Source organism: Streptomyces sp. Ac-502, assembly GCF_045222935.1.
Classification (GTDB): Bacteria; Actinomycetota; Actinomycetes; order Streptomycetales; family Streptomycetaceae; genus Streptomyces; species Streptomyces monomycini.
Genome location: NZ_JBHFFO010000001.1, coordinates 3,863,155 through 3,882,260, shown reverse-complemented (window position 1 = coordinate 3,882,260; position 19,106 = coordinate 3,863,155). Strand labels below are relative to the sequence as shown.

Annotated in this window: 16 protein-coding genes and 4 pseudogenes; 16 read left to right on the top strand and 4 right to left on the bottom strand. The window is 72.4% G+C overall.

Annotation, left to right across the window (positions count from 1 at the left end; genetic code table 11):
• The first annotated feature begins 38 nt into the window (after nt 1-38).
• Both ACEXOX_RS17610 and ACEXOX_RS17605 read left to right on the top strand, forming a co-directional pair.
• On the top strand, nt 39-1,190 hold the full coding sequence (locus ACEXOX_RS17610; protein WP_406521739.1) for a nitronate monooxygenase: 1,152 nt from the start codon (nt 39-41) through the stop codon (nt 1,188-1,190).
• A pseudogene (locus tag ACEXOX_RS17605) lies at nt 1,187-1,929 on the top strand (16S rRNA (uracil(1498)-N(3))-methyltransferase). The gene ACEXOX_RS17610 and the pseudogene ACEXOX_RS17605 overlap by 4 nt, the downstream one beginning before the upstream one ends.
• Nucleotides 1,930-2,024: 95 nt before the next feature.
• Here ACEXOX_RS17605 and ACEXOX_RS17600 read toward each other — a convergent pair.
• Nucleotides 2,025-2,453, bottom strand: coding sequence for an OsmC family protein (locus ACEXOX_RS17600; RefSeq protein WP_361144098.1), 429 nt, complete (start codon nt 2,451-2,453; stop codon nt 2,025-2,027).
• A 197-nt stretch (nt 2,454-2,650) separates the two neighbouring features.
• On the opposite strand from ACEXOX_RS17600, the gene ACEXOX_RS17595 reads away from it, so the two are divergent.
• The 3 genes from ACEXOX_RS17595 (at nt 2,651) to ACEXOX_RS17585 (ending at nt 4,949) form a co-directional block, all read left to right on the top strand.
• Complete coding sequence (locus ACEXOX_RS17595; protein ID WP_406521737.1) at nt 2,651-3,469, top strand: hypothetical protein; 819 nt, start codon at nt 2,651-2,653, stop codon at nt 3,467-3,469.
• Nucleotides 3,470-3,662: 193 nt separating this feature from the next.
• Complete coding sequence (locus tag ACEXOX_RS17590; protein WP_031001933.1) at nt 3,663-4,019, top strand: histidine triad nucleotide-binding protein; 357 nt, start codon at nt 3,663-3,665, stop codon at nt 4,017-4,019.
• Between the two features lie 24 nt (nt 4,020-4,043).
• Complete coding sequence (locus ACEXOX_RS17585) at nt 4,044-4,949, top strand: ribonuclease Z (RefSeq protein WP_406521735.1); 906 nt, start codon at nt 4,044-4,046, stop codon at nt 4,947-4,949.
• 31 nt (nt 4,950-4,980) lie between these two features.
• Here ACEXOX_RS17585 and ACEXOX_RS17580 read toward each other — a convergent pair.
• A pseudogene (locus tag ACEXOX_RS17580) lies at nt 4,981-5,775 on the bottom strand (HAD family acid phosphatase); the annotation flags it as partial.
• 178 nt (nt 5,776-5,953) lie between these two features.
• On the opposite strand from ACEXOX_RS17580, the pseudogene ACEXOX_RS17575 reads away from it, so the two are divergent.
• The 4 genes and pseudogenes from ACEXOX_RS17575 (at nt 5,954) to ACEXOX_RS17560 (ending at nt 9,891) form a co-directional block, all read left to right on the top strand.
• Nucleotides 5,954-6,591 (top strand): annotated as a pseudogene (locus ACEXOX_RS17575) (flavin reductase family protein).
• A gap of 128 nt (nt 6,592-6,719) precedes the next feature.
• The gene (locus ACEXOX_RS17570) at nt 6,720-8,063 is read left to right on the top strand and encodes an enolase C-terminal domain-like protein (RefSeq protein WP_406521734.1); all 1,344 of its coding nucleotides are present in this window, start codon (nt 6,720-6,722) and stop codon (nt 8,061-8,063) included.
• Nucleotides 8,064-8,167: 104 nt separating this feature from the next.
• Nucleotides 8,168-9,253 carry an S-(hydroxymethyl)mycothiol dehydrogenase gene (locus tag ACEXOX_RS17565; RefSeq protein WP_406521732.1) on the top strand — a complete coding sequence of 362 codons (1,086 nt, stop codon included), beginning with the start codon at nt 8,168-8,170 and terminating at the stop codon, nt 9,251-9,253.
• Entirely contained in the window at nt 9,253-9,891 is a 639-nt protein-coding gene (locus ACEXOX_RS17560) for an MBL fold metallo-hydrolase (RefSeq protein ID WP_406521730.1), read from the top strand. The genes ACEXOX_RS17565 and ACEXOX_RS17560 overlap by 1 nt, the downstream gene beginning before the upstream one ends.
• A gap of 31 nt (nt 9,892-9,922) precedes the next feature.
• On the opposite strand, the gene ACEXOX_RS17555 is transcribed toward ACEXOX_RS17560, so the two are convergent.
• Complete coding sequence (locus ACEXOX_RS17555; RefSeq protein WP_406521728.1) at nt 9,923-11,257, bottom strand: 6-phospho-beta-glucosidase; 1,335 nt, start codon at nt 11,255-11,257, stop codon at nt 9,923-9,925.
• Between the two features lie 66 nt (nt 11,258-11,323).
• Here ACEXOX_RS17555 and ACEXOX_RS17550 point away from each other — a divergent pair, with 66 nt between their 5' ends.
• The 4 genes from ACEXOX_RS17550 to ACEXOX_RS17535 all read left to right on the top strand — a co-directional run bounded on the left by ACEXOX_RS17550 (nt 11,324) and on the right by ACEXOX_RS17535 (nt 16,723).
• Nucleotides 11,324-12,538, top strand: coding sequence for a carbohydrate kinase family protein (locus ACEXOX_RS17550; protein ID WP_406521726.1), 1,215 nt, complete (start codon nt 11,324-11,326; stop codon nt 12,536-12,538).
• Between the two features lie 230 nt (nt 12,539-12,768).
• Nucleotides 12,769-14,874: a PhoH family protein gene (locus ACEXOX_RS17545; RefSeq protein WP_406521725.1), complete on the top strand. Its 2,106-nt coding sequence runs from the start codon at nt 12,769-12,771 to the stop codon at nt 14,872-14,874.
• A 20-nt stretch (nt 14,875-14,894) separates the two neighbouring features.
• Entirely contained in the window at nt 14,895-15,392 is a 498-nt protein-coding gene (ybeY, locus tag ACEXOX_RS17540) for an rRNA maturation RNase YbeY (RefSeq protein WP_030021976.1), read from the top strand.
• A 14-nt stretch (nt 15,393-15,406) separates the two neighbouring features.
• Nucleotides 15,407-16,723 carry a hemolysin family protein gene (locus tag ACEXOX_RS17535; RefSeq protein WP_030021975.1) on the top strand — a complete coding sequence of 439 codons (1,317 nt, stop codon included), beginning with the start codon at nt 15,407-15,409 and terminating at the stop codon, nt 16,721-16,723.
• A gap of 56 nt (nt 16,724-16,779) precedes the next feature.
• Here ACEXOX_RS17535 and ACEXOX_RS17530 read toward each other — a convergent pair whose 3' ends face one another.
• A complete protein-coding gene (locus ACEXOX_RS17530) occupies nt 16,780-18,012 on the bottom strand; it encodes an MFS transporter (protein ID WP_406521723.1) in 1,233 nt (410 codons plus the stop codon).
• 102 nt (nt 18,013-18,114) lie between these two features.
• On the opposite strand from ACEXOX_RS17530, the gene ACEXOX_RS17525 reads away from it, so the two are divergent.
• The 3 genes and pseudogenes from ACEXOX_RS17525 to ACEXOX_RS17515 all read left to right on the top strand — a co-directional run.
• On the top strand, nt 18,115-18,453 hold the full coding sequence (locus tag ACEXOX_RS17525; RefSeq protein WP_406521722.1) for an AraC family ligand binding domain-containing protein: 339 nt from the start codon (nt 18,115-18,117) through the stop codon (nt 18,451-18,453).
• Nucleotides 18,441-18,890 carry a helix-turn-helix domain-containing protein gene (locus ACEXOX_RS17520; RefSeq protein ID WP_406521720.1) on the top strand — a complete coding sequence of 150 codons (450 nt, stop codon included), beginning with the start codon at nt 18,441-18,443 and terminating at the stop codon, nt 18,888-18,890. Before ACEXOX_RS17525 ends, ACEXOX_RS17520 begins: the two co-directional genes overlap by 13 nt.
• Nucleotides 18,891-18,974: 84 nt before the next feature.
• Nucleotides 18,975-19,052, top strand: a pseudogene (locus ACEXOX_RS17515) (hypothetical protein); the annotation flags it as partial.
• Nucleotides 19,053-19,106 lie beyond the last annotated feature (54 nt).

The following is a 19,106-nucleotide window of genomic DNA, read 5'->3' as shown; positions in this document are numbered from 1 at the left end:
GGTTCGGGTCCCCGCGTGCGGCGTGACACGATGTGGTCATGCCCACAGCGCTGACCGATCTCTGCCGCTATCCGATCGCGCAGGCCCCCATGGCAGGCGGCGTCGCCCGCCCGGAGCTGGCCGCCGCCGTCAGCGGAGCCGGCGGACTCGGCTTCCTGGCCGCCGGGTACAAGACCGCGGACGGCATGTATCAGGAGATCAAACAGCTGCGCGGGCTCACCGACCGCCCCTTCGGCGTGAACCTCTTCATGCCGCAGCCCTCGCTCGCCGAGAACGCGGCCGTCGAGGTCTACCGTGAGCAGCTCGCGGGCGAGTCGGCCTGGTACGAGACCGCGCTGGACGACGTCGACCCGTACGAAGGCGTCGACGACGGGTACGAGGCGAAGCTCGCCATCCTGCGCGAGGACCCGGTGCCGGTCGTCTCCTTCCACTTCGGGTGTCCGTCGCGCGCCGTTCTCGACGGATTCGCCAAAGTCGGCACGTTCACGATCGTCACCGCCACCACGGCGGCCGAGGCGCAGGCCGCGCAGTGGTCCGGCGCCGACGCGGTCTGTGTCCAGGGCATAGAGGCCGGCGGCCACCAGGGCACCCACCGCGACGACCCGCAGGCCGACGGCACCGGCGCCGGGGTCGGACTGCTGTCGCTGATCGGGCAGGTGCGGGAGGCCGTGCAGATACCGATCGTCGCGGCGGGCGGTCTGATGCGTGGCTCGCAGATCGCCGCGGTGCTGGCGGCGGGCGCGTCGATGGCGCAGCTCGGTACGGCGTTCCTGGTCACCCCGGAGTCGGGCGCGAACCCGCTGCACAAGCAGGCGATGACCAACCCCCTGTTCACGCGTACCGAGCTGACCAGGGCCTTCTCCGGGCGCCCGGCCCGCAGCCTGGTGAACCGTTTCCTGCGCGAGCACGGCCCGTACGCCCCGGCCGCCTACCCGGCCGTCCACCACCTCACCTCGGGCCTGCGCAAGGCCGCCGCCAAGACCGGTGACGCGCAGGGCATGGCCCTGTGGGCGGGCCAGGGGCACCGGATGGCGCGGGAGATGCCGGCCGGGCAGCTGGTCGAGGTGCTGGTGGCCGAACTGGAGGCGGCACGCGCCGGATCGGGCCGGGACGACGTGCGCGGGTCCGGCGCGCAGGAGAGCTGTCAGGCCGGTCCGGGGCTCCCGGGTGAGCCGGGAGGTGTGCTGTGACGGCGCCGGTGTTTCTCGTCGAGAGCGTCCCGGGTACGGGGGAGACCGTGCTGGACGGTCCCGAGGGAAGGCACGCGGTCTCCGTACGGCGGCTCCGTGCGGGGGAACCCGTGGTGCTGACGGACGGGCAGGGCAGCGGCGCGGTGGGCGTGGTGCGGGCCGCCGAGGGCAAGGACCGCCTCGTCGTCGAGGTGACCGGTACGCAGACCGAACCGGAGCCGGCGCCGCGCATCACCGTCGTCCAGGCGCTCCCCAAGGGCGACCGCGGCGAACTGGCCGTGGAGACCATGACGGAGACCGGCGTGGACGCCATCGTCCCGTGGGCCGCGTCCCGGTGCATCACGCAGTGGAAGGGCGAGCGGGCCGCGAAGTCCCTCGCCAAGTGGCGCAACACCGCCCGCGAGGCGGGCAAGCAGGCACGCCGGCTGCGCTTTCCCGAGGTCGCCGACCCGATGTCGACGAAGCAGGTCGCGGCTCTCCTCGCGGAGGCGGAGTTCGCCGCCGTACTGCACGAGGACCGCGACGCGGGCAGCGCACCGCTGGCCGCCGCCGAACTGCCGTCGAGCGGGCGGATCGTGCTCGTGGTCGGCCCCGAAGGGGCGTGTCGCCGGAGGAGTTGGCGGCCTTCGAGGAGGCGGGCGCCAAGGCGTACCGGCTCGGATGGAGCGTACTGCGGACGTCGACGGCGGGTACGGCGGCCACCGCGCTGCTGCTGGGCCGTACCGGCCGCTGGAGCTGACCCGGGCCTCTGGTCGGCGCGGGAGAGGCGACGGACGGCGGCGGGGCCGCGGCGCGCGTGACGCCGCGGCTCCGCCGCTCACCGCTGCCGCCGGATCAGACCAGCTCGGCGTGGAGGGTGATGTTCTTGACGCCGGCCAGCGCCTGGCTCACCGGGCAGTTCTTCTTCGCGTCCTCGGCCGCGGCCTGGAAGTCCTCTTCGGACAGACCGGGCACGCTGGCCTTGAGGGTCAGCACGATGCCGGTGATGCCCTCGCCCGGCTGGAAGGTCACGTCGGCCTTGGTGTCCAGCGCGGCGACGGTGTAGCCCTTGCCGGCCAGGCCGTGCGAGAAGGCCATCGAGTAGCAGGACGAGTGGGCCGCCGCGATCAGCTCCTCGGGGCTGGTGACGCCGTTCGGCTGCTCGGCGCGGGCCGGCCAGTTCACGTCGAAGGTGCCGACGTTGGAGGAGGCGAGGGCGACGCTGCCCTTGCCCTCCATCAGGTTGCCTTCCCAGTGGGTCTGCGCGGTGCGGGTCGTTGCCATGGTGGATGACTCCTGGTCGTGGGGTGACGGCGGGCTGTGCACGATCAGCTTAGTGAAGCCGGCGCGGTGTGCCGCGGGCCCCGGACAGCCGGAGCGCCGCACTCCGTACGAGCCGGAACGCGAGCCCGTACGGGACCGGCGCACAGTGGCCGAGCCGGGGCTGTCGGTCCGCCTGCGGCGGTGGGAAGCTGCCGGGCATGCGGGCCATAGGGCGCTTACGAGACGTACGGCACGGGCGGGAGCGGTACGCGCGGACCGGCCGGTGCCGGTCCCGCCGGACCCGGCGCGGCAGGCTGCTCGCGGTGGCGGGCACCGTGGGCGCCGCGATCGTCGGGGTGTCCGCCTGCGAGCCCGCGGGCGGGCTGAACACCTCGTCGGTCGCCGTCACCACCGACCAGGCGGGGACGCGCGCGCTGGAGCGCATCGGCGTGAACGTGAGCTGGCTGAGCTGTACGGCGACGCTCCAGGGCGATCAGCGGGCCACTGTGAACCCGACGGCCACCGCGCAACAGAAGTCGGTCGCCATCGTCGACTGCCAGGGACAGACCGCCCGGGGCAGCGACATCACCATCACCGGGCGGGTCACCTCCGGGGTGGACGGGCGCTGCGTACGGGGCAATCTGACCGCGCGCGTCGCCGGGCAGGTCGTCTTCCGGGTGAGCGTGCTCGGCAGTTGCGACGCGGACGAGCCGACCGGCAGTCAGCGGCCGACCGTGACCCGTACCGTCCAGCCGCCCAGCAGCGGCCATACGTCCGACGACCCGACCGACGATCCGCCGGACACGCCGCCGGTGACGGTCACCGTCACGGCGCCCGCCCCCGGCCCGGACCCCGATCCCGACCCGGACCCGTCCCCCAGCGACACCTGCACGGACGACTCCCATGACCACGACGGCCAGGGCGACGGCCACGACGGCGGGCAGAACGACGACCATCAGAACGACGACAAGCAGAACGACGACCACCAGAACCAGCAAGACCCCGACCAGCAGCACACCTGGGCAGCGCACCACTGACCCCGCTCGCCCCTCTCCTCCCGGCCGCCGCACCCGCTCCGTACCCCGGCCGCCGCACCGCCCCGCGCGGGCGGCCCGGTAACATCCGGTCCCATAGACGTGATGGTGATGTGACACGGCGCGGTACGGGCGGCCCGGCTCCGGACGGACGGGGCCGCCGGGTACCGGCCGGCGACCCGGGAGGAGCCCACCGGTGGCGGGAGAACCGCAGGCCGACTGCCTGTTCTGCAAGATCGTGGCAGGCGAGGTGCCCGCGACGATCGTGCGGGAGACCGAGACGACCGTCGCCTTCCGGGACATCAGCCCGCAGGCGCCGACCCATGTGCTGGTCATCCCCAAGGTGCACTACGCGAACGCCGGGGAACTGGCCGCCGCCGAGCCGCGGATCGCCGGTGAGGTGCTGAGCGAGGCCGCCGCGGTGGCCGCCGACGAGAAGGTCGACGCGACCGGCTACCGGATCATCTTCAACACCGGCCCGGGCGCCGGCCAGACCGTCTTCCACGCCCATGCGCACGTGCTGGGCGGCCGCGACCTCCAGCGCCTGGTCTGACCGGGGCGAAGGAGCCGCAGCACCGTGTCCGTACGCGAGTTCGTCGTCCTCGGCACCGCCAGCCAGGTGCCCACCCGGCACCGTAACCACAACGGTTACGTGCTGCGCTGGGACGGCGAGGGCATCATGTTCGACCCCGGCGAGGGCACCCAGCGGCAGATGCTGCGGGCCGGGGTCGCCGCGCACGACCTGCACCGGCTCTGTGTGACCCACTTCCACGGCGACCACTCGCTGGGGCTCGCCGGCGTCATCCAGCGCATCAACCTCGACCGGGTGCCGCATCCGGTCACCGCGCACTACCCGGCGAGCGGGCAGCGCTTCTTCGACCGGCTGCGGTACGCCACGGCCTACCGCGAGACGGTACGGCTGGGCGAGGAGCCGGTGGCCGCCGACGGGGTGCTGGCCCGTACCCCGTCGTACGTCCTGGAGGCGCGGAAGCTCTCCCACCCGGTCGAGTCGTTCGGCTACCGCCTCGTCGAGCCGGACGGGCGCCGGATGCTGCCGGAGCGGCTCGCCGCGCACGGCATCACCGGGCCGGACATCGGCCGGCTCCAGCGCGAGGGTGAGCTGAACGGCGTCACCCTCGACGACGTCAGCGAGGTACGGCGGGGCCAGCGCTTCGCCTTCGTCATGGACACCCGGCTGTGCGACGGGGTGCACGCTCTCGCCGAGGGCTGCGACCTGCTGGTCATCGAGTCGACGTTCCTCGACGAGGACGAGCGGCTGGCCGCCGACCACGGGCACCTGACGGCGGGCCAGGCGGCACGTGTCGCGGCCGGCGCGGGCGTGCGCCACCTGGTCCTCACCCACTTCTCGCAGCGCTACCCGAACCCTTCGGAGTTCGAGCGGCAGGCGCGGGCGGCCGGGTTCGCGGGCGAACTGACCGTCGCCCGCGATCTGATGCGCGTCCCGGTGCCCAAGCGCGCCTGAGGAGCTTGCCGCCCCGGGGGCCCGTGCCGGGTCAGGGCAGGAAGTACATCGGGTTCGGCAGCTTGAACGTCTTGTCGCCGTAGCCGCCGTTCAGGTCGCTGTACTGGTCGCCGAAGTTGGCGACGATGTTGTAGCCGCGCGACTCGATGTGCTTACGGGTGCCCGCCTTGTACTCGACCGTCGAGCACTTCGCGCCGCACGGCAGGTAGGCCGGCGGGTTCTTCTTGTCCTTCAGGTAGACGTGCGCGCGGTCGAGCGGGACGCCGTAGCCGACGTTCTTGAGGTTGCGCACGCTCCACTCGCGCTGCGCCTCCTTGCGGCCGGTGACGAAGAAGACCTCGATGCCCTGGCGGTGCGCCCGATTGACGAGGCGGTCCATGCCGTAGACCGCTTCCATGTCGGTGCTCGCCAGGTACTTGTCCTGGGCCTCCTCGGTGTGGTGGAAGCCGACCTGGAGCTCGTAGTTGTAGGTGAGCAGCGTGGTGTCGTCCATGTCCAGGACGATGGCGGGCTTCTTGCCGTGGTGGTGCTTGCCGGCGTCCTCGGCGACCTTGTCGAGGTAGCGCCGGGCCGAGTCGGTGATGCCGCGCACCTGCTTGGCGTAGTTGCTGCGCGGCGAGGCGTAGTGCTGCCCGTCCGCGGTCACCGTGTCGCCGTAGTACGCCTTGATCCTGGCCTGCACCTGGGTGAGGTTGGGGATCTCCTTGTCCGTACGCGGTACCGAGTGCTCGGCGGTGGCCTGACCGACGCCGAACGCCGCGGTACCGGCGACGACCGCCGTGGCGGCCGCGGCGCCGAGACGGACACGGCGACGGGAGAGGAGGGGTGGCGCATGTGCTGCTCCTAGGTGAACCGGTGGGGGCCACCTAGGTTTAACAGAGCGTTTACACGGACATCTACGCGCGAAGATTCAACGATTGGCAAAGGCTGGACGGGAAAGCCGGTGCTGAGGCACGCCGACGCTTCGGTCCGCACCGAAGTGACGCGCTCCTAGGCTCCCCACCATGAACACCGCACATCCCGCCGCCGCGCCCGCCACCCACCTGGAGATAGCGCCCAGCGTCCTGTATTTCGGGACACCGGTGGTCCTGGTGTCCACGGAGAACGAGGACGGAACGTTCAACCTCGCCCCCTCTCCTCCGCCTGGGCGCTCGGCCGGACCGTCGTCCTCGGACTCGGCCGCGAAGGGCAGACCGCGCACAACCTCGGCAGCCGGCCCGGACTGGTGCTCAGCCTGCCGGGCCCCGGGCTGTGGCCCGCGGTGGAGCGGCTGGCGCCGCTCACCGGCCGCGACCCGGTACCGCTGGGCAAGCCCGCCGGCTGCCGCTACGAGCCGGACAAGTTCGGCGCGGCCGGGCTCACCGCCGTACCGTCCCGCTCGGTACGGCCGCCCCGTGTCGCCGAGTGCCCGCTCCAGATGGAGGCCCGCGCCGAACGGGTGCGGCCGGACGTCTCCGGCGACTTCGTCCTCGTCGAGACCGTCGTGAGCGTGGTCCACGCCGATCCCCGCATCGTCGTCCCCGGCACCGACCACATCGACCCCGCCGCCTGGAGCCCGCTCGTCTACAACTTCCGCCACTACTTCGGACTCGGACCGGAACTGGGGCACTCGTACCGCACGCAGACGCCCCGCGACGCGTAGCAGCGTCCGCCGGAGCCGTGCCGCCGTAGCCGTACCCGCGGGTGCCGCACCCAACTCGCCATCTCCTCGCCGGACTTGCGCGAGCCCCCATTGACGCCCGCGGACCCGCCTCCCTACTCTCCGTCCCCATGGACGGATCACGTCTACATACGCAGACGGAGGCGCCCCCGGCGCCGGCCGCTCCCACCACCATCACCGCCATCCGCCTCACCCCGGTCCTCGTGGCCGACCCGCCCCTGCTGAACACCCAGGGCGTCCACCAGCCCTACACGCCCCGCCTGATCGTCGAGGTGACCACGGCGGGCGGGGCGACCGGCCTCGGCGAGACCTACGGGGACACGAAGTACCTCGACCTGGCGGGTCCGCTGGCCGACGCGCTGATCGGCCTTTCGGTCACGGACCTGAACGTACTGCCGCGCCTGGCCGCCGAGGTGTGCGGCGACTCCCCGGCGGCCACCGGGGCCGGTGCGGTCACCGCGGGCGGCCTGCGCGGTGTGCAGACCGCCGACAAGCTGCGGCTCTCCGTCCTCTCCGGCTTCGAGGTCGCCTGCCTGGACGCCTGGGGACGGTTCGCCGGTCTGCCCGTCCACGCCCTGCTCGGCGGCAAGGTCCGCGACCGTGTCGACTACAGCGCCTACCTCTTCTACCGCTGGGCCGCACACCCCGGCGGCCGCGGCGAACCCGACGACTGGGGCGCGGCCCTCGACCCGCCCGGTATCGTCGCCCAGGCCCGCCGTTTCCGTGACACGTACGGCTTCCGCTCCTTCAAGCTCAAGGGCGGCGTCTTCGAGCCCGCGCGGGAGACCGCCGCCATCCGGGCGCTGGCCGCCGCCTTCCCCGGCCACCCCCTGCGCCTGGACCCGAACGGCGCATGGAGCGTCCCGACGTCCCTGAAGGTCGCCCACGAGCTCCAGGACGTCCTCGAATACCTGGAGGACCCCGCCGCCACCACCGCCCACATGGCCGAGGTCGCCTCCCGTACGGACCTCCCGCTCGCCACGAACATGTGCGTGACCACCTTCGCCGAGATCCGGGAAGCGTTCACCCGGGGCGCCGTCCAGGTCGTCCTCTCCGACCACCACTACTGGGGCGGCCTGCGCAACACCCGTGAACTCGCCGCGGTCTGCCGCGTCTTCGGCGTCGGCCTGTCCATGCACTCCAACACCCACCTCGGCATCAGCCTCGCCGCCATGAACCACGTCGCCGCGACCGTCCCCGACCTGCGTTACGCCTGCGACACCCACTACCCCTGGCAGACGGAGGACGTCCTCACCGAACGCCTCGCCTTCACCGAGGGCGCACTGCCGGTGTCCGGCGCCCCGGGCCTCGGCGTCACGCTCGACCGCGACCGCCTGGCGGCCCTCCACGCACGCTGGCTGGCCGACGACGGCACGTACCGCGACCGCGACGACGCGGCGGCGATGCGGGCCGCCGACCCGGGGTGGGTGACGCCCCGGGTGCCGCGGTGGTGAGCGGGGCCCCGCGGCCGCCCGGCGCCCCGACGCACCGGCGCTTCCGGCGCCGGGGACGCGTACCGTATTCATCCCGTACGTGATCTTTGGAGGGAGCTGTCCCGATGGCACAGGAAGTGCGCGGCGTCATCGCGCCGGGGAAGAACGAGCCGGTGCGGCTGGAGACCATCCTGGTGCCGGATCCCGGACCGGGCGAGGCCGTGGTGAAGGTGCAGGCGTGCGGGGTGTGCCACACGGACCTGCACTACAAGCAGGGCGGGATCAACGACGAGTTCCCGTTCCTGCTCGGGCACGAGGCGGCGGGCGTCGTGGAGTCCGTCGGGGCGGGCGTGACCGACGTCGAGCCCGGGGACTTCGTCATCCTCAACTGGCGCGCGGTGTGCGGCAAGTGCCGTGCCTGCAAGCGCGGACGGCCGCAGTACTGTTTCGACACCCACAACGCGCGGCAGAAGATGACGCTGAAGGACGGCACGGAGCTGACGCCCGCCCTCGGCATCGGCGCCTTCGCGGACAAGACGCTGGTCGCGGCCGGGCAGTGCACCAAGGTCGACCCCGAGGTGTCGCCGGCCGTGGCCGGGCTGCTGGGCTGCGGCGTGATGGCCGGCATCGGCGCGGCCATCAACACGGGCGCCGTGGGCCGGGGCGACACCGTCGCGGTGATCGGCTGCGGCGGCGTGGGCGACGCGGCGATCGTCGGCGCCCGGCTGGCCGGCGCGGCGCGGATCATCGCCGTGGACGTGGAGGACCGCAAGCTCTCCATGGCCAAGACGATGGGCGCCACCCACACCGTGAACTCGCGCGCCGCCGACCCCGTCGAGGCGATCCGCGAGCTGACCGGCGGCTTCGGCGCCGACGTGGTGATCGACGCGGTGGGGCGCCCGGAGACCTACCGGCAGGCGTTCTACGCCCGCGACCTGGCCGGCACGGTGGTCCTGGTCGGCGTCCCGACGCCGGAGATGAAGCTGGAACTGCCGCTGCTGGACGTGTTCGGCCGGGGCGGCGCGCTGAAGTCGTCCTGGTACGGCGACTGCCTGCCGTCCCGCGACTTCCCGATGCTGGTCGACCTGCACCAGCAGGGCCGGATCGATCTGGCGGGCTTCGTCACGGAGACGATCGGCATCGACGGTATCGAGCAGGCGTTCGAGCGGATGCACCAGGGTGACGTGCTGCGTTCGGTGGTGACGCTCTGATGGCGGCCCGCATCGACCACCTGGTCACCTCCGGCACCTTCGCGCTCGACGGCGGCACCTGGGACGTCGACAACAACGTGTGGATCGTCGGCGACGACACCGAGGCCGTCGTCATCGACGCCGCCCACGACGCCGACGCGATCTTCGCCGCGCTCGACGGCCGTACGCTGCGCGCCATCATCTGCACCCACGCGCACAACGACCACATCGACGCGGCCCCGGCCCTCGCCGCCCGCACCGGAGCCTCCATCCACCTGCACCCGGCCGACCTGCCGCTCTGGCAGCAGACCCACCCGGACCGGGCGCCGGAGCAGGAACTGGCGGACGGCCAGGTGCTCACCGTCGCCGGCGTCGACCTGACCGTGCTGCACACCCCCGGCCACGCGCCGGGCGCGGTCTGCCTGTACGCGCCGGACCTGGGCGAGCACGGCACGGTCTTCACCGGCGACACCCTCTTCCAGGGCGGCCCCGGCGCCACCGGCCGGTCGTTCTCCGACTTCCCGACCATCGTCGACTCGATCCGGGACCGGCTGCTGACGCTGCCCCCGCGGACCGAGGTCCGTACCGGGCACGGTGACGGGACGACGATCGGTGCCGAGGCGCCGCACCTGGACGAATGGGTGAAGCGGGGGCACTGAGCCCCCGCCCGGTCAGTCCGTGGCCGCCGGGTCAGTCCGTGGCCGCCCGCTCCAGGATGCGGGCGGCCACCGCCGGTGAATCCACCAGCGGATGCAGCGCCATCGCGCGCAGCGCCGCGTCCCGGTCCTTGAACTCGGCCGCCTCGATCGTCGCCAGCTCGACGGCCTTGACCTGGAGCATCAGCCCCAGCTGGTCCTCCCGCAGGGGCGCGCACGGCAGCGGCCGCGCGCCGTCCGCGTCCACCTCGCACACCGTCTCGATGATGGACTCGGGGGCGAGCTGGGGCACGGTCGTGCCGTTCCGTACGTTCAGGATGAGGCGCGCGTGCCGGTCGCCCGCGATGGCGCGCATGACGGCCAGCGCCACCTGGTCGTAGCCGCCGCCTTCCAGATCGCAGGTGTCGCGCTGCCAGCCGCCGCTCGCCTCCCGGCTGTGGGCCATGTACGTCTCTTCGCGTTCCAGGCGGGTGCGTTCCCACAGCGCGTGCGCCTCTTCGGGAGAGACACCGGACGCCGCCTCGAAGAAGCCGCCCTGCTGCTGGTCCAGGAACTCACCGCGGGTCTCCTCCGTGTGCTGCACGGAAGCGAGGGTCTCGCGGCGGAAGTAGTAGTAGTGCAGATACTCGTTGGGCAGCGAACCCAGCGAGCGCAGCCAGTCGGCGCCGAAGAGTTTGCCCTCCTCGAAGGAGGTGAGGGCGTCGGCGTCGGCCAGCAGGGCCTTCAGCAGGTCCGTGCCGTCCTCGGCGGTCAAGGAGCGCAGCCAGCCCAGGTGGTTGAGACCGACGTAGCCGTACGTCACCCGGTCCGGATCGGCGCCCGCGGCGCGCGCGGCGCGCCGCACCAGCCCGACCGGCGAGTCACAGATACCGATCACCCGGTCGCCCAGCACCTGCGCCATCGCCTCGGTGACGATCCCCGCCGGATTGGTGAAGTTGACGACCCAGGCGTCCGGCGCCAGCGCCGCCACCCGCTCCGCGATGTGCAGCGCGACGGGCACCGTGCGCAGCCCGTACAGTACGCCGCCCGCACCCACCGTCTCCTGCCCCAGCACCCCCGCGTCCAGCGGAATCCGCTCGTCCGCGATCCGCCCCGCGGTGCCGCCGACGCGGATCGCGGAGAAGACGAAGTCGGTGCCCCGCAGCGCGTCGTCGAGCGACGCGGCGACCCGTACCCGGACGGGGGACGGTCGGCCCGGCCCGGCCCGCCGCTCGGCCTGGCGGGCCAGCACGGAGGCGATGACGGCCACCCGCCGCTGATCGGTGTCGTACAGGGTCACTTCGGTGACGGCCTGCGCGGGATCGTCCAGGAGCGCGCGGTGCACGAGCGGTACCCGGAAACCCCCGCCGCCCAAAATCGTGAGCCTCATGGGCCGGAACGTACCCCAGCATCGGGCAGACTGGCGTCACGCGCACGGACGAGAGGGGCAGGCACGGTGAGCGCACACGATGTCCAGCGGACCTCGGGCAACGGCCCGGCCGGTCACGTCCCGCCGGGCCCCGCGCCCGCGCTCGACCCCCTGGCCGCCGTACGGACCGGAGGCGATCCGGCCACCGACGTGTATCTCACCGGCACGGTCTTCCTGGACATCATCTTCACCGGCCTGGACTCCGCCCCGGTACGCGGCACGGAGTCCTGGGCCCGCGGCATGGGCTCCAGCCCCGGCGGCGTCGCCAACATGGCCACCGCGCTGGCCCGCCTGGGCCTGCGCACCTCGCTCGCCGCGGCCTTCGGCGACGACATGTACGGCGAGTACTGCTGGGAGGCGCTGGAGCGCGGCGAACACGTCGACCTGTCGCTGTCCCGCACCGTCGCCGGCTGGCACTCACCCGTCACCGTCTCCATGGCGTACGAGGGTGAGCGCACCATGGTCTCGCACGGCCACGAAGCGCCCAGCGGCCCCGCCCGCACCGCCTTCGACGGCAAGCACGCGCCGGGCTGCCCGCCGCCGTCCCGGGCCTGCGTCGCCTCCTTGGAGCCGGGCCGCCCCGAGGGCTGGCTCGGCTGCGCCGCCCGCCGCGGCAGCCGCGTCTTCGCCGACGTGGGCTGGGACGACTCCGGCCGCTGGGACCCGGCCGACCTCGCCGAACTGGAGCACTGCGAGGCCTTCCTGCCCAACGCGGAGGAGGCGATGCGCTACACCCGCCTGGACTGCCCGCGCGCCGCCGCGCGCAAGCTGGCCGACCGGGTGCCGATCGCCGTGGTCACCCTGGGCGCCGAGGGCGCGTACGCGGTCGACGGGCGCACCGGCGAGACCGCCGAGGTGCCCGCCATCGCGGTGGAGGCCATGGACCCGACCGGCGCCGGCGACGTCTTCGTGGCGGGCTTCGTCACCGGCTCGCTGGCCGGCTGGCCGCTGGCCGACCGGCTCGCCTTCGCCGGACTGACCGCCGCCCTCTCCGTACAGGAATTCGGCGGCTCGCTGTCCGCGCCGGGCTGGGTGGAGATCGCCGCCTGGTGGCAGCGCGTCGTGCGGGCGGAGGCGTACGGACGCACCCCGGACGGCTGCGCCACCTCGGCGGCCCGCGCCCAGGACGCGGCCGCGCTGCGCCGCCGCTACGCCTTCCTGGACGCCCTGCTGCCCACCGCGGACCGCACCTGGCCGCTGGCCCGCGCCCTACCGACGCTCGGCTTCCGCCGCCCCGCCTGAGAGCCCGCGCGCGGCGGTGCCGCGCGCCCCCGCGTGAACGGCCGGCCAACCGCGGAACACGCGCCCGTGCGCACTCCGTCACCGGAGGAACACGAGAACAGGAGAACGCCGGAAAAGGCTTCGGGCTTGTCAGTGCACCGTCGTACCCTGGGTGTCCCAAGGAGCCGAGCTGCCGGGCACCGTCCTTGCAGCGCAACGAATGGGGGATGAGCAGGCCAGAGAGCCGGCCCATGACTCAGACACCTACACGACCGCAGGCGCACGCCCAGTTCACCGTCCCCGCCAAGCACCCGATGGTGACGGTCCTGGGGTCCGGAGACGCCCTGCTGCGGGTCATCGAGAACGCCTTCCCGGCCACCGACATCCACGTCCGGGGCAACGAGATCCGGGCGACCGGCGACCCCGCGGAAGTCGCCCTCATCCAGCGCCTCTTCGACGAGATGATGCTGGTGCTGCGCACCGGCCAGCCGATGACCGAGGACGCGGTGGAACGCTCCATCGCCATGCTCCGCTCGGCGGCGGACGGCGAGGGCGCGACGAGCGAGACCCCCGCCGAGGTGCTCACCCAGAACATCCTCTCCAACCGCGGCCGCACCATCCGCCCCAAGACGCTGAACCAGAAGCGCTACGTCGACGCCATCGACCACCACACGGTCGTCTTCGGCATCGGCCCCGCGGGCACCGGCAAGACCTACCTGGCCATGGCCAAGGCCGTACAGGCCCTACAGTCCAAGCAGGTCAACCGCATCATCCTGACCCGCCCCGCGGTCGAGGCCGGCGAACGCCTGGGCTTCCTCCCCGGCACCCTCTACGAGAAGATCGACCCGTATCTGCGCCCGCTGTACGACGCGCTGCACGACATGCTCGACCCGGACTCGATCCCGCGGCTGATGGCGGCGGGGACGATCGAGGTGGCGCCGCTGGCTTATATGCGTGGTCGCAGCCAGCCTACGTTTACCAATGTACTGACGCCGGATGGTTGGCGCCCCATCGGTGACCTCCATGTCGGTGACCTGGTCATTGGCTCCAATGGTGAACCCACCCCGGTTATCGGCGTCTATCCGCAGGGCGAGAGGGACATCTACCGCGTCACCGCACAGGACGGTTCCTGGACCCTGTGCTGCGGCGAGCACCTGTGGACGGTCCGCACCGCGTCGGACAAGCGCCGGGACAAGCCGTGGCGGGTCCTGGAGACCAAGGAGATGATCGGCAATCTCCGCGCGGCGCAGGCCCGCCGCTACGAGCTGCCGTTGCTCACGGCGCCGGTCTGCTTTCCGGAGCGCGACGTTCCGCTGGATCCGTATGCGCTTGGGCTCCTGCTCGGCGACGGCTGCATGTCGGGGACCAGGACGCCTTCCTTCACCACGGCTGACCCGGAGCTTGTGGCCGTACTGGAAGCCGCAGTACCAGGCACCAAAGTTCGGGCGCGAGGAGGTTACGACTACCTCATCAACCGCGCGCCGACCCCTAAGGATGCTGAAGGCGGCATCTTGACACATCCGCTCAAGCAGGCGCTGCGCAGCTTGGACTTGCTTGGCAGTAAGTCTTACTCGAAGTTCGTGCCGGATGCCTACCTCTACAACTCGGCTGATGTCCGTCTAGCGGTGCTTCAGGGGCTGCTCGACACTGACGGTGGTCCAGTCACGCAATCCGACCGAACCTGCCGTGTCCAGTACTCGACGGCATCGATCCTGCTCCGGGACGATGTCATCGCGCTGGTCCAGTCGCTGGGCGGCGTCGCCTACAGCCGCCGCCGGGCGGCCGAGGGCCGGAAACAAGGGACGGCTCTTGGCGCCTACCGCCGGGACGCGCACGTCGTCGACATCCGTCTTCCCGAAGGCATCGAGCCCTTCCGTCTCGCCCGCAAGGCCGAGAAGTACCACGCGGCCGGGGGCGGCGGACGCCCGATGCGGTTCATCGACTCCATCGAGCCCGCGGGGCGAGAGGAAGCGGTGTGCATTCAGGTGGCGGCCGAGGACTCGTTGTACGTCACACAGGACTACCTACTGACGCACAACACCCTCAACGACGCTTTCATCATCCTGGACGAGGCGCAGAACACCAGCCCCGAGCAGATGAAGATGTTCCTCACCCGCCTCGGGTTCGACTCGAAGATCGTCATTACCGGTGACGTCACGCAGATCGATCTACCGGGCGGTACGAAGAGCGGTCTGCGGCAGGTCCAGGAGATCCTGGAGGGGCTGGACGACGTGCACTTCTCGCGGCTCAGCAGCCAGGACGTCGTCCGGCACAAGCTCGTCGGCCGTATTGTCGATGCGTACGAGAAGTACGACAGCCAGCACGGCCAGCACAGCCACAACGGCCGGCGAACCTGAGAAACGAGAAGCAGCACCACATGTCGATCGACGTCAACAACGAGTCCGGAACGGACATCGACGAGCAGGCGATCCTGGACGTCGCCCGCTACGCCGTGGCCCGGATGCGTATTCACCCGCTTTCCGAGCTGTCGGTCATCGTCGTCGACGCGGACGCCATGGAACAGCTCCACCTCCAGTGGATGGACCTGCCGGGGCCGACCGATGTCATGTCCTTCCCGATGGACGAGCTGCGTCCGCCGGCCAAGGACGACGAGGAGCCCCCGCAGGGACTCCTCGGTGACATCGTGCTCTGCCCGGAGGTCGCCAAGAAGCAGGGCGAGGAGGCGCCGACCGGGCACAGCATGGACGAGGAGCTCCAGCTGCTGACCGTGCACGGCGTCCTGCACCTGCTCGGGTACGACCACGAGGAGCCTTCGGAGAAGGCCGAGATGTTCGGCCTCCAGGCGGCGATCGTCGACGGCTGGCGTGCCGAGCGCGGGCTGACGGGTCCGTCGCCGGCCCCGACCGTCACCTGACGGCGGGAGATCCGGTGACCACCCAGCTGATCGCGGTCGCGGTTCTGCTCGTCGTCGTCGCGTGGCTCGCGGCGTGTGCCGAGGCGGGACTCGCCCGTACGACCAGCTTCCGTGCCGAGGAAGCCGTGCGGTCGGGGCGGCGGGGCAGCGCGAAGCTGGCCGCCGTCGCCGCCGATCCCGTGCGCTATCTGAACGTCGCGCTGCTGGTGCGCGTCGGCTGCGAGATGGCGGCCGGGGTGCTGGTGACGTACGCCTGTCTGCGCTCCTTCGAGCAGACGTGGCAGGCGCTGACCGTGGCCATCGCGGTGATGGTGCTGGTCTCGTACGTCGCGGTGGGCGTTTCTCCTCGCACGATCGGCCGCCAGCATCCGCTGAACACCGCCACCGCCGCGGCGTACGTGCTGCTGCCGCTGGCCCGGATCATGGGGCCGATCCCGCGGCTGCTGATCCTGCTGGGCAACGCGCTGACCCCGGGCAAGGGCTTCCGCCAGGGCCCCTTCGCCTCCGAGGCCGAGCTGCGCTCGCTGGTCGACCTCGCGGAGAAGGAGTCGCTGATCGAGGACGAGGAGCGCCGTATGGTGCACTCCGTCTTCCAGCTCGGCGACACCCTGGTGCGGGAGGTGATGGTGCCGCGGACGGACCTGATCTCGGTCGAGCGGTTCAAGACCATCCGCCAGGCGCTGACCCTCGCGCTGCGCTCCGGGTTCTCCCGTATCCCGGTGACCGGCGAGAACGAGGACGACGTAGTGGGCGTCGTGTACGTGAAGGACCTGGCCCGCAAGGTGCACATCAGCCGGGACGCGGAGACCGAGCTGGTCTCCACGGCGATGCGGCCCGCCGTCTTCGTGCCCGACACGAAGAACGCCGGTGACCTGCTGCGCGAGATGCAGCAGGACCGCAATCACGTCGCGGTGGTCATCGACGAGTACGGCGGTACGGCCGGCATCGTGACGATCGAGGACATCCTGGAGGAGATCGTCGGCGAGATCACCGACGAGTACGACCGGGAGCTGCCGCCCGTGGAGGACCTGGGCGACGGGCGGTACCGGGTGACCGCGCGGCTGGACATCGGCGACCTCGGTGAGCTGTACGGCTTCGCGGAGCTGGACGACGAGGACGTGGAGACGGTCGGCGGGCTGCTCGCCAAGCATCTGGGCCGGGTGCCGATCGCGGGTGCCACGGCCGAGATCGACCTCAGCGAGAACGCGTCCGCGCTCTCGCCGAAGGCGCTGCGGCTGACCGCGGAGGCCCCGGCCGGCCGCCGCAACAAGATCGTCACGGTGCTGTGCGAGCCGGTCAGGGGCGACGACGGCGCGGCCGGTCAGGACTGACCGCGGCGGCGTAGCGGGAAGCGGTCACGATGGGGGCTGCGGTGACGGGGTGACGGTCAGGACCGGCCGCGGCGGCGGAGCGGGAAGCGGTCGGGGCCGGCCGCGACGCACAGCCCCGCGAGCGCCGTGGTGGTCCCGGTGACCACCACGGCGGGCCAGCCGCCGCCCGACCAGGCCACCGTGCCGGCCAGCGATCCGACGGCGATGCCGGAGAAGCGCAGGGTGAAGTAGAGCGTGTTGAGGCGGCTGTGCACGGCCGGGTCGAGGCTGAACAGGGACGTCTGCGAGGCGGCCTGGCTGCCCCAGACCCCGACGTCCAGCACGATCACGCCCGCCAGCAGCCACCACAGTGAGCCGCCGCCCGGCAGCAGGAGCAGCCAGCCCGCGATCACCAGGCCGATCAGCGCCGCGAGCGCGCCGCGCCGCCCGAGCCGGTCGGCCAGCCGTCCGGCGTACGGGGAGGCCAGCGCGCTCGCCGCGGCCACCAGCCCGAACAGGCCGATCTCGGTCGACCCGTACCCGTACTCGCCCTCCAGCAGGAACGTCAGCGTCGTCCAGAACGCGCCGAACGCGATCCCCACCAGCGCGCCGGACACGGTGATCCGCCGGACCAGCAGGTGGGCGGCGAACAGCCGCGGCAGCGAGGCGAGCGTCGAGCGGTACGAGGCGGCCGCGGCGGCCGGGACGCGGGGCAGGGCCCGGCTCAGGACCAGCATGGTCAGCAGCGTCAGGACGCACGAGCAGCCGAACACCGCCCGCCAGCCCACCTGCTCCGCCAGCGCCCCCGAGTACGCGCGGGACGCGAGCACTCCGACCAGCAGGCCGGCCTGGACGGTGCCGACGACCCGGCCCCGGTCGGCGTTGCCGCCGCCGGCGGCCAGGGCCACCGCGAGCGGCGTGATGAGCTGCGGTACGGGCGAGAGCAGGCCGACCGCGAAGCCGGCCACCACCAGCCAGGTCACGCTGGGCGCGAGGGCACAGGCGGCGAGGGCGAGCGCGGACGCCGTACCGAGGCCGAGGACGATCCGCCGCCGGTCGTGGCTGTCGCCCGCCGGGACGAGCAGCAGGATGCCCGCCGCGTAGCCGAGCTGGGTGGCGGTGGGCACCGCGCCGAGGACGTCCGGGGCCACCCCGAAGGAGTGCGCGGCGGCGCCCAGCAGCGGCTGGTTCAGGTAGACGTTGGCGGCGGTGACGGCGCTGGTGGCGGCGAGCAGCAGGGCCGTCGGACGGGTCAGGCCGGAGCGGGGCGGGCGGTCGGTGCGCGGGGGAGCGGAAGCTGGTTCGATCACATGAGTCGACGCTAGGCCGGGGCGGGCGTGGCAGGCTTGTGCGGGAGTGCCAAGTTCTGTCGAGAACGTGCCAGGCGGGGAGCAGGCGGGAGGCGAGGCGGCGTGTACGGCAAGAGCGAGGACCGGGACGACTACCAGCAGGTGCCCCGGCCGGTCGCCGCGATGGCCCGTGACCTGCCCGACGGCCACCACATCCCGGATCACCGGCACCTCAGGGCCCAGCTGATCTACGGCACCACCGGCGCGATCTCGGTGGCCACCGGACACGGCGTGTGGGTGGTGCCCGCCACCCGTGGCGTGTGGGTGCCCGCCGGGCTGACCCACGCGATGACCTGCGCGGGCGCGGTCGCCATGCGCACCCTCTACATCGAGCCGCAGTCCGCCTGGCGGCTGCCCGACGCCCCCACCGTCGTCTCGGTCTCCCCCTGTTGCGGGAGCTGATCGACGAGGCCACCCGGCTTCCGGTGGAGTACGACGTACGGGGCCGCGACGGCACGGTGATGGACCTGCTCCTGCGCGAACTCGCGCCGCGCCCCGTACCGGCCCTGCACCTGCCCGCCCCGGACGACCCCCGGCTGCGCGACCTGTGCGCGGCGATCCGGCGCAGCCCCGGCGAGGACTGGACGACCTCGTACGCCGCGGCCCGCGCCCACCTGAGCCCGCGCAGCCTGCACCGCAGATTCGCCGCCGCCACGGGGATGAGCCCGGCCCGCTGGGTGCAGCAGGCCAGGCTCGTCCACGCGGTCACCCTGCTGGCCAGGGGGACACCGGTCACCTCCGTCGCCACCGGCCTCGGCTATGCCACCCCCAGCGCCTTCACCGCCATGTTCCGGCGGGCGCTGGGCACCACTCCGTCGGCCTACTTCGCGGGCGTGTAGTCCGTACGGGACCGGGACCGGCGGACCGCCCGGGAGAGGCCGGCGGCGGCCGGCGCGGCGACCGCCGCGACGAGCAGCGCGGCGGTGCGGACGGCCTGGCCGAGCCGGCCCGGCGACGAGGGGTACGAGTCGGTCGTACGGGAACTGCCCGCGGTCAGCGAGGATTTCGCGGAACTGTGGGCGCGCGGGGATGTGCAGGTCGGCGGGCAGGTCCAA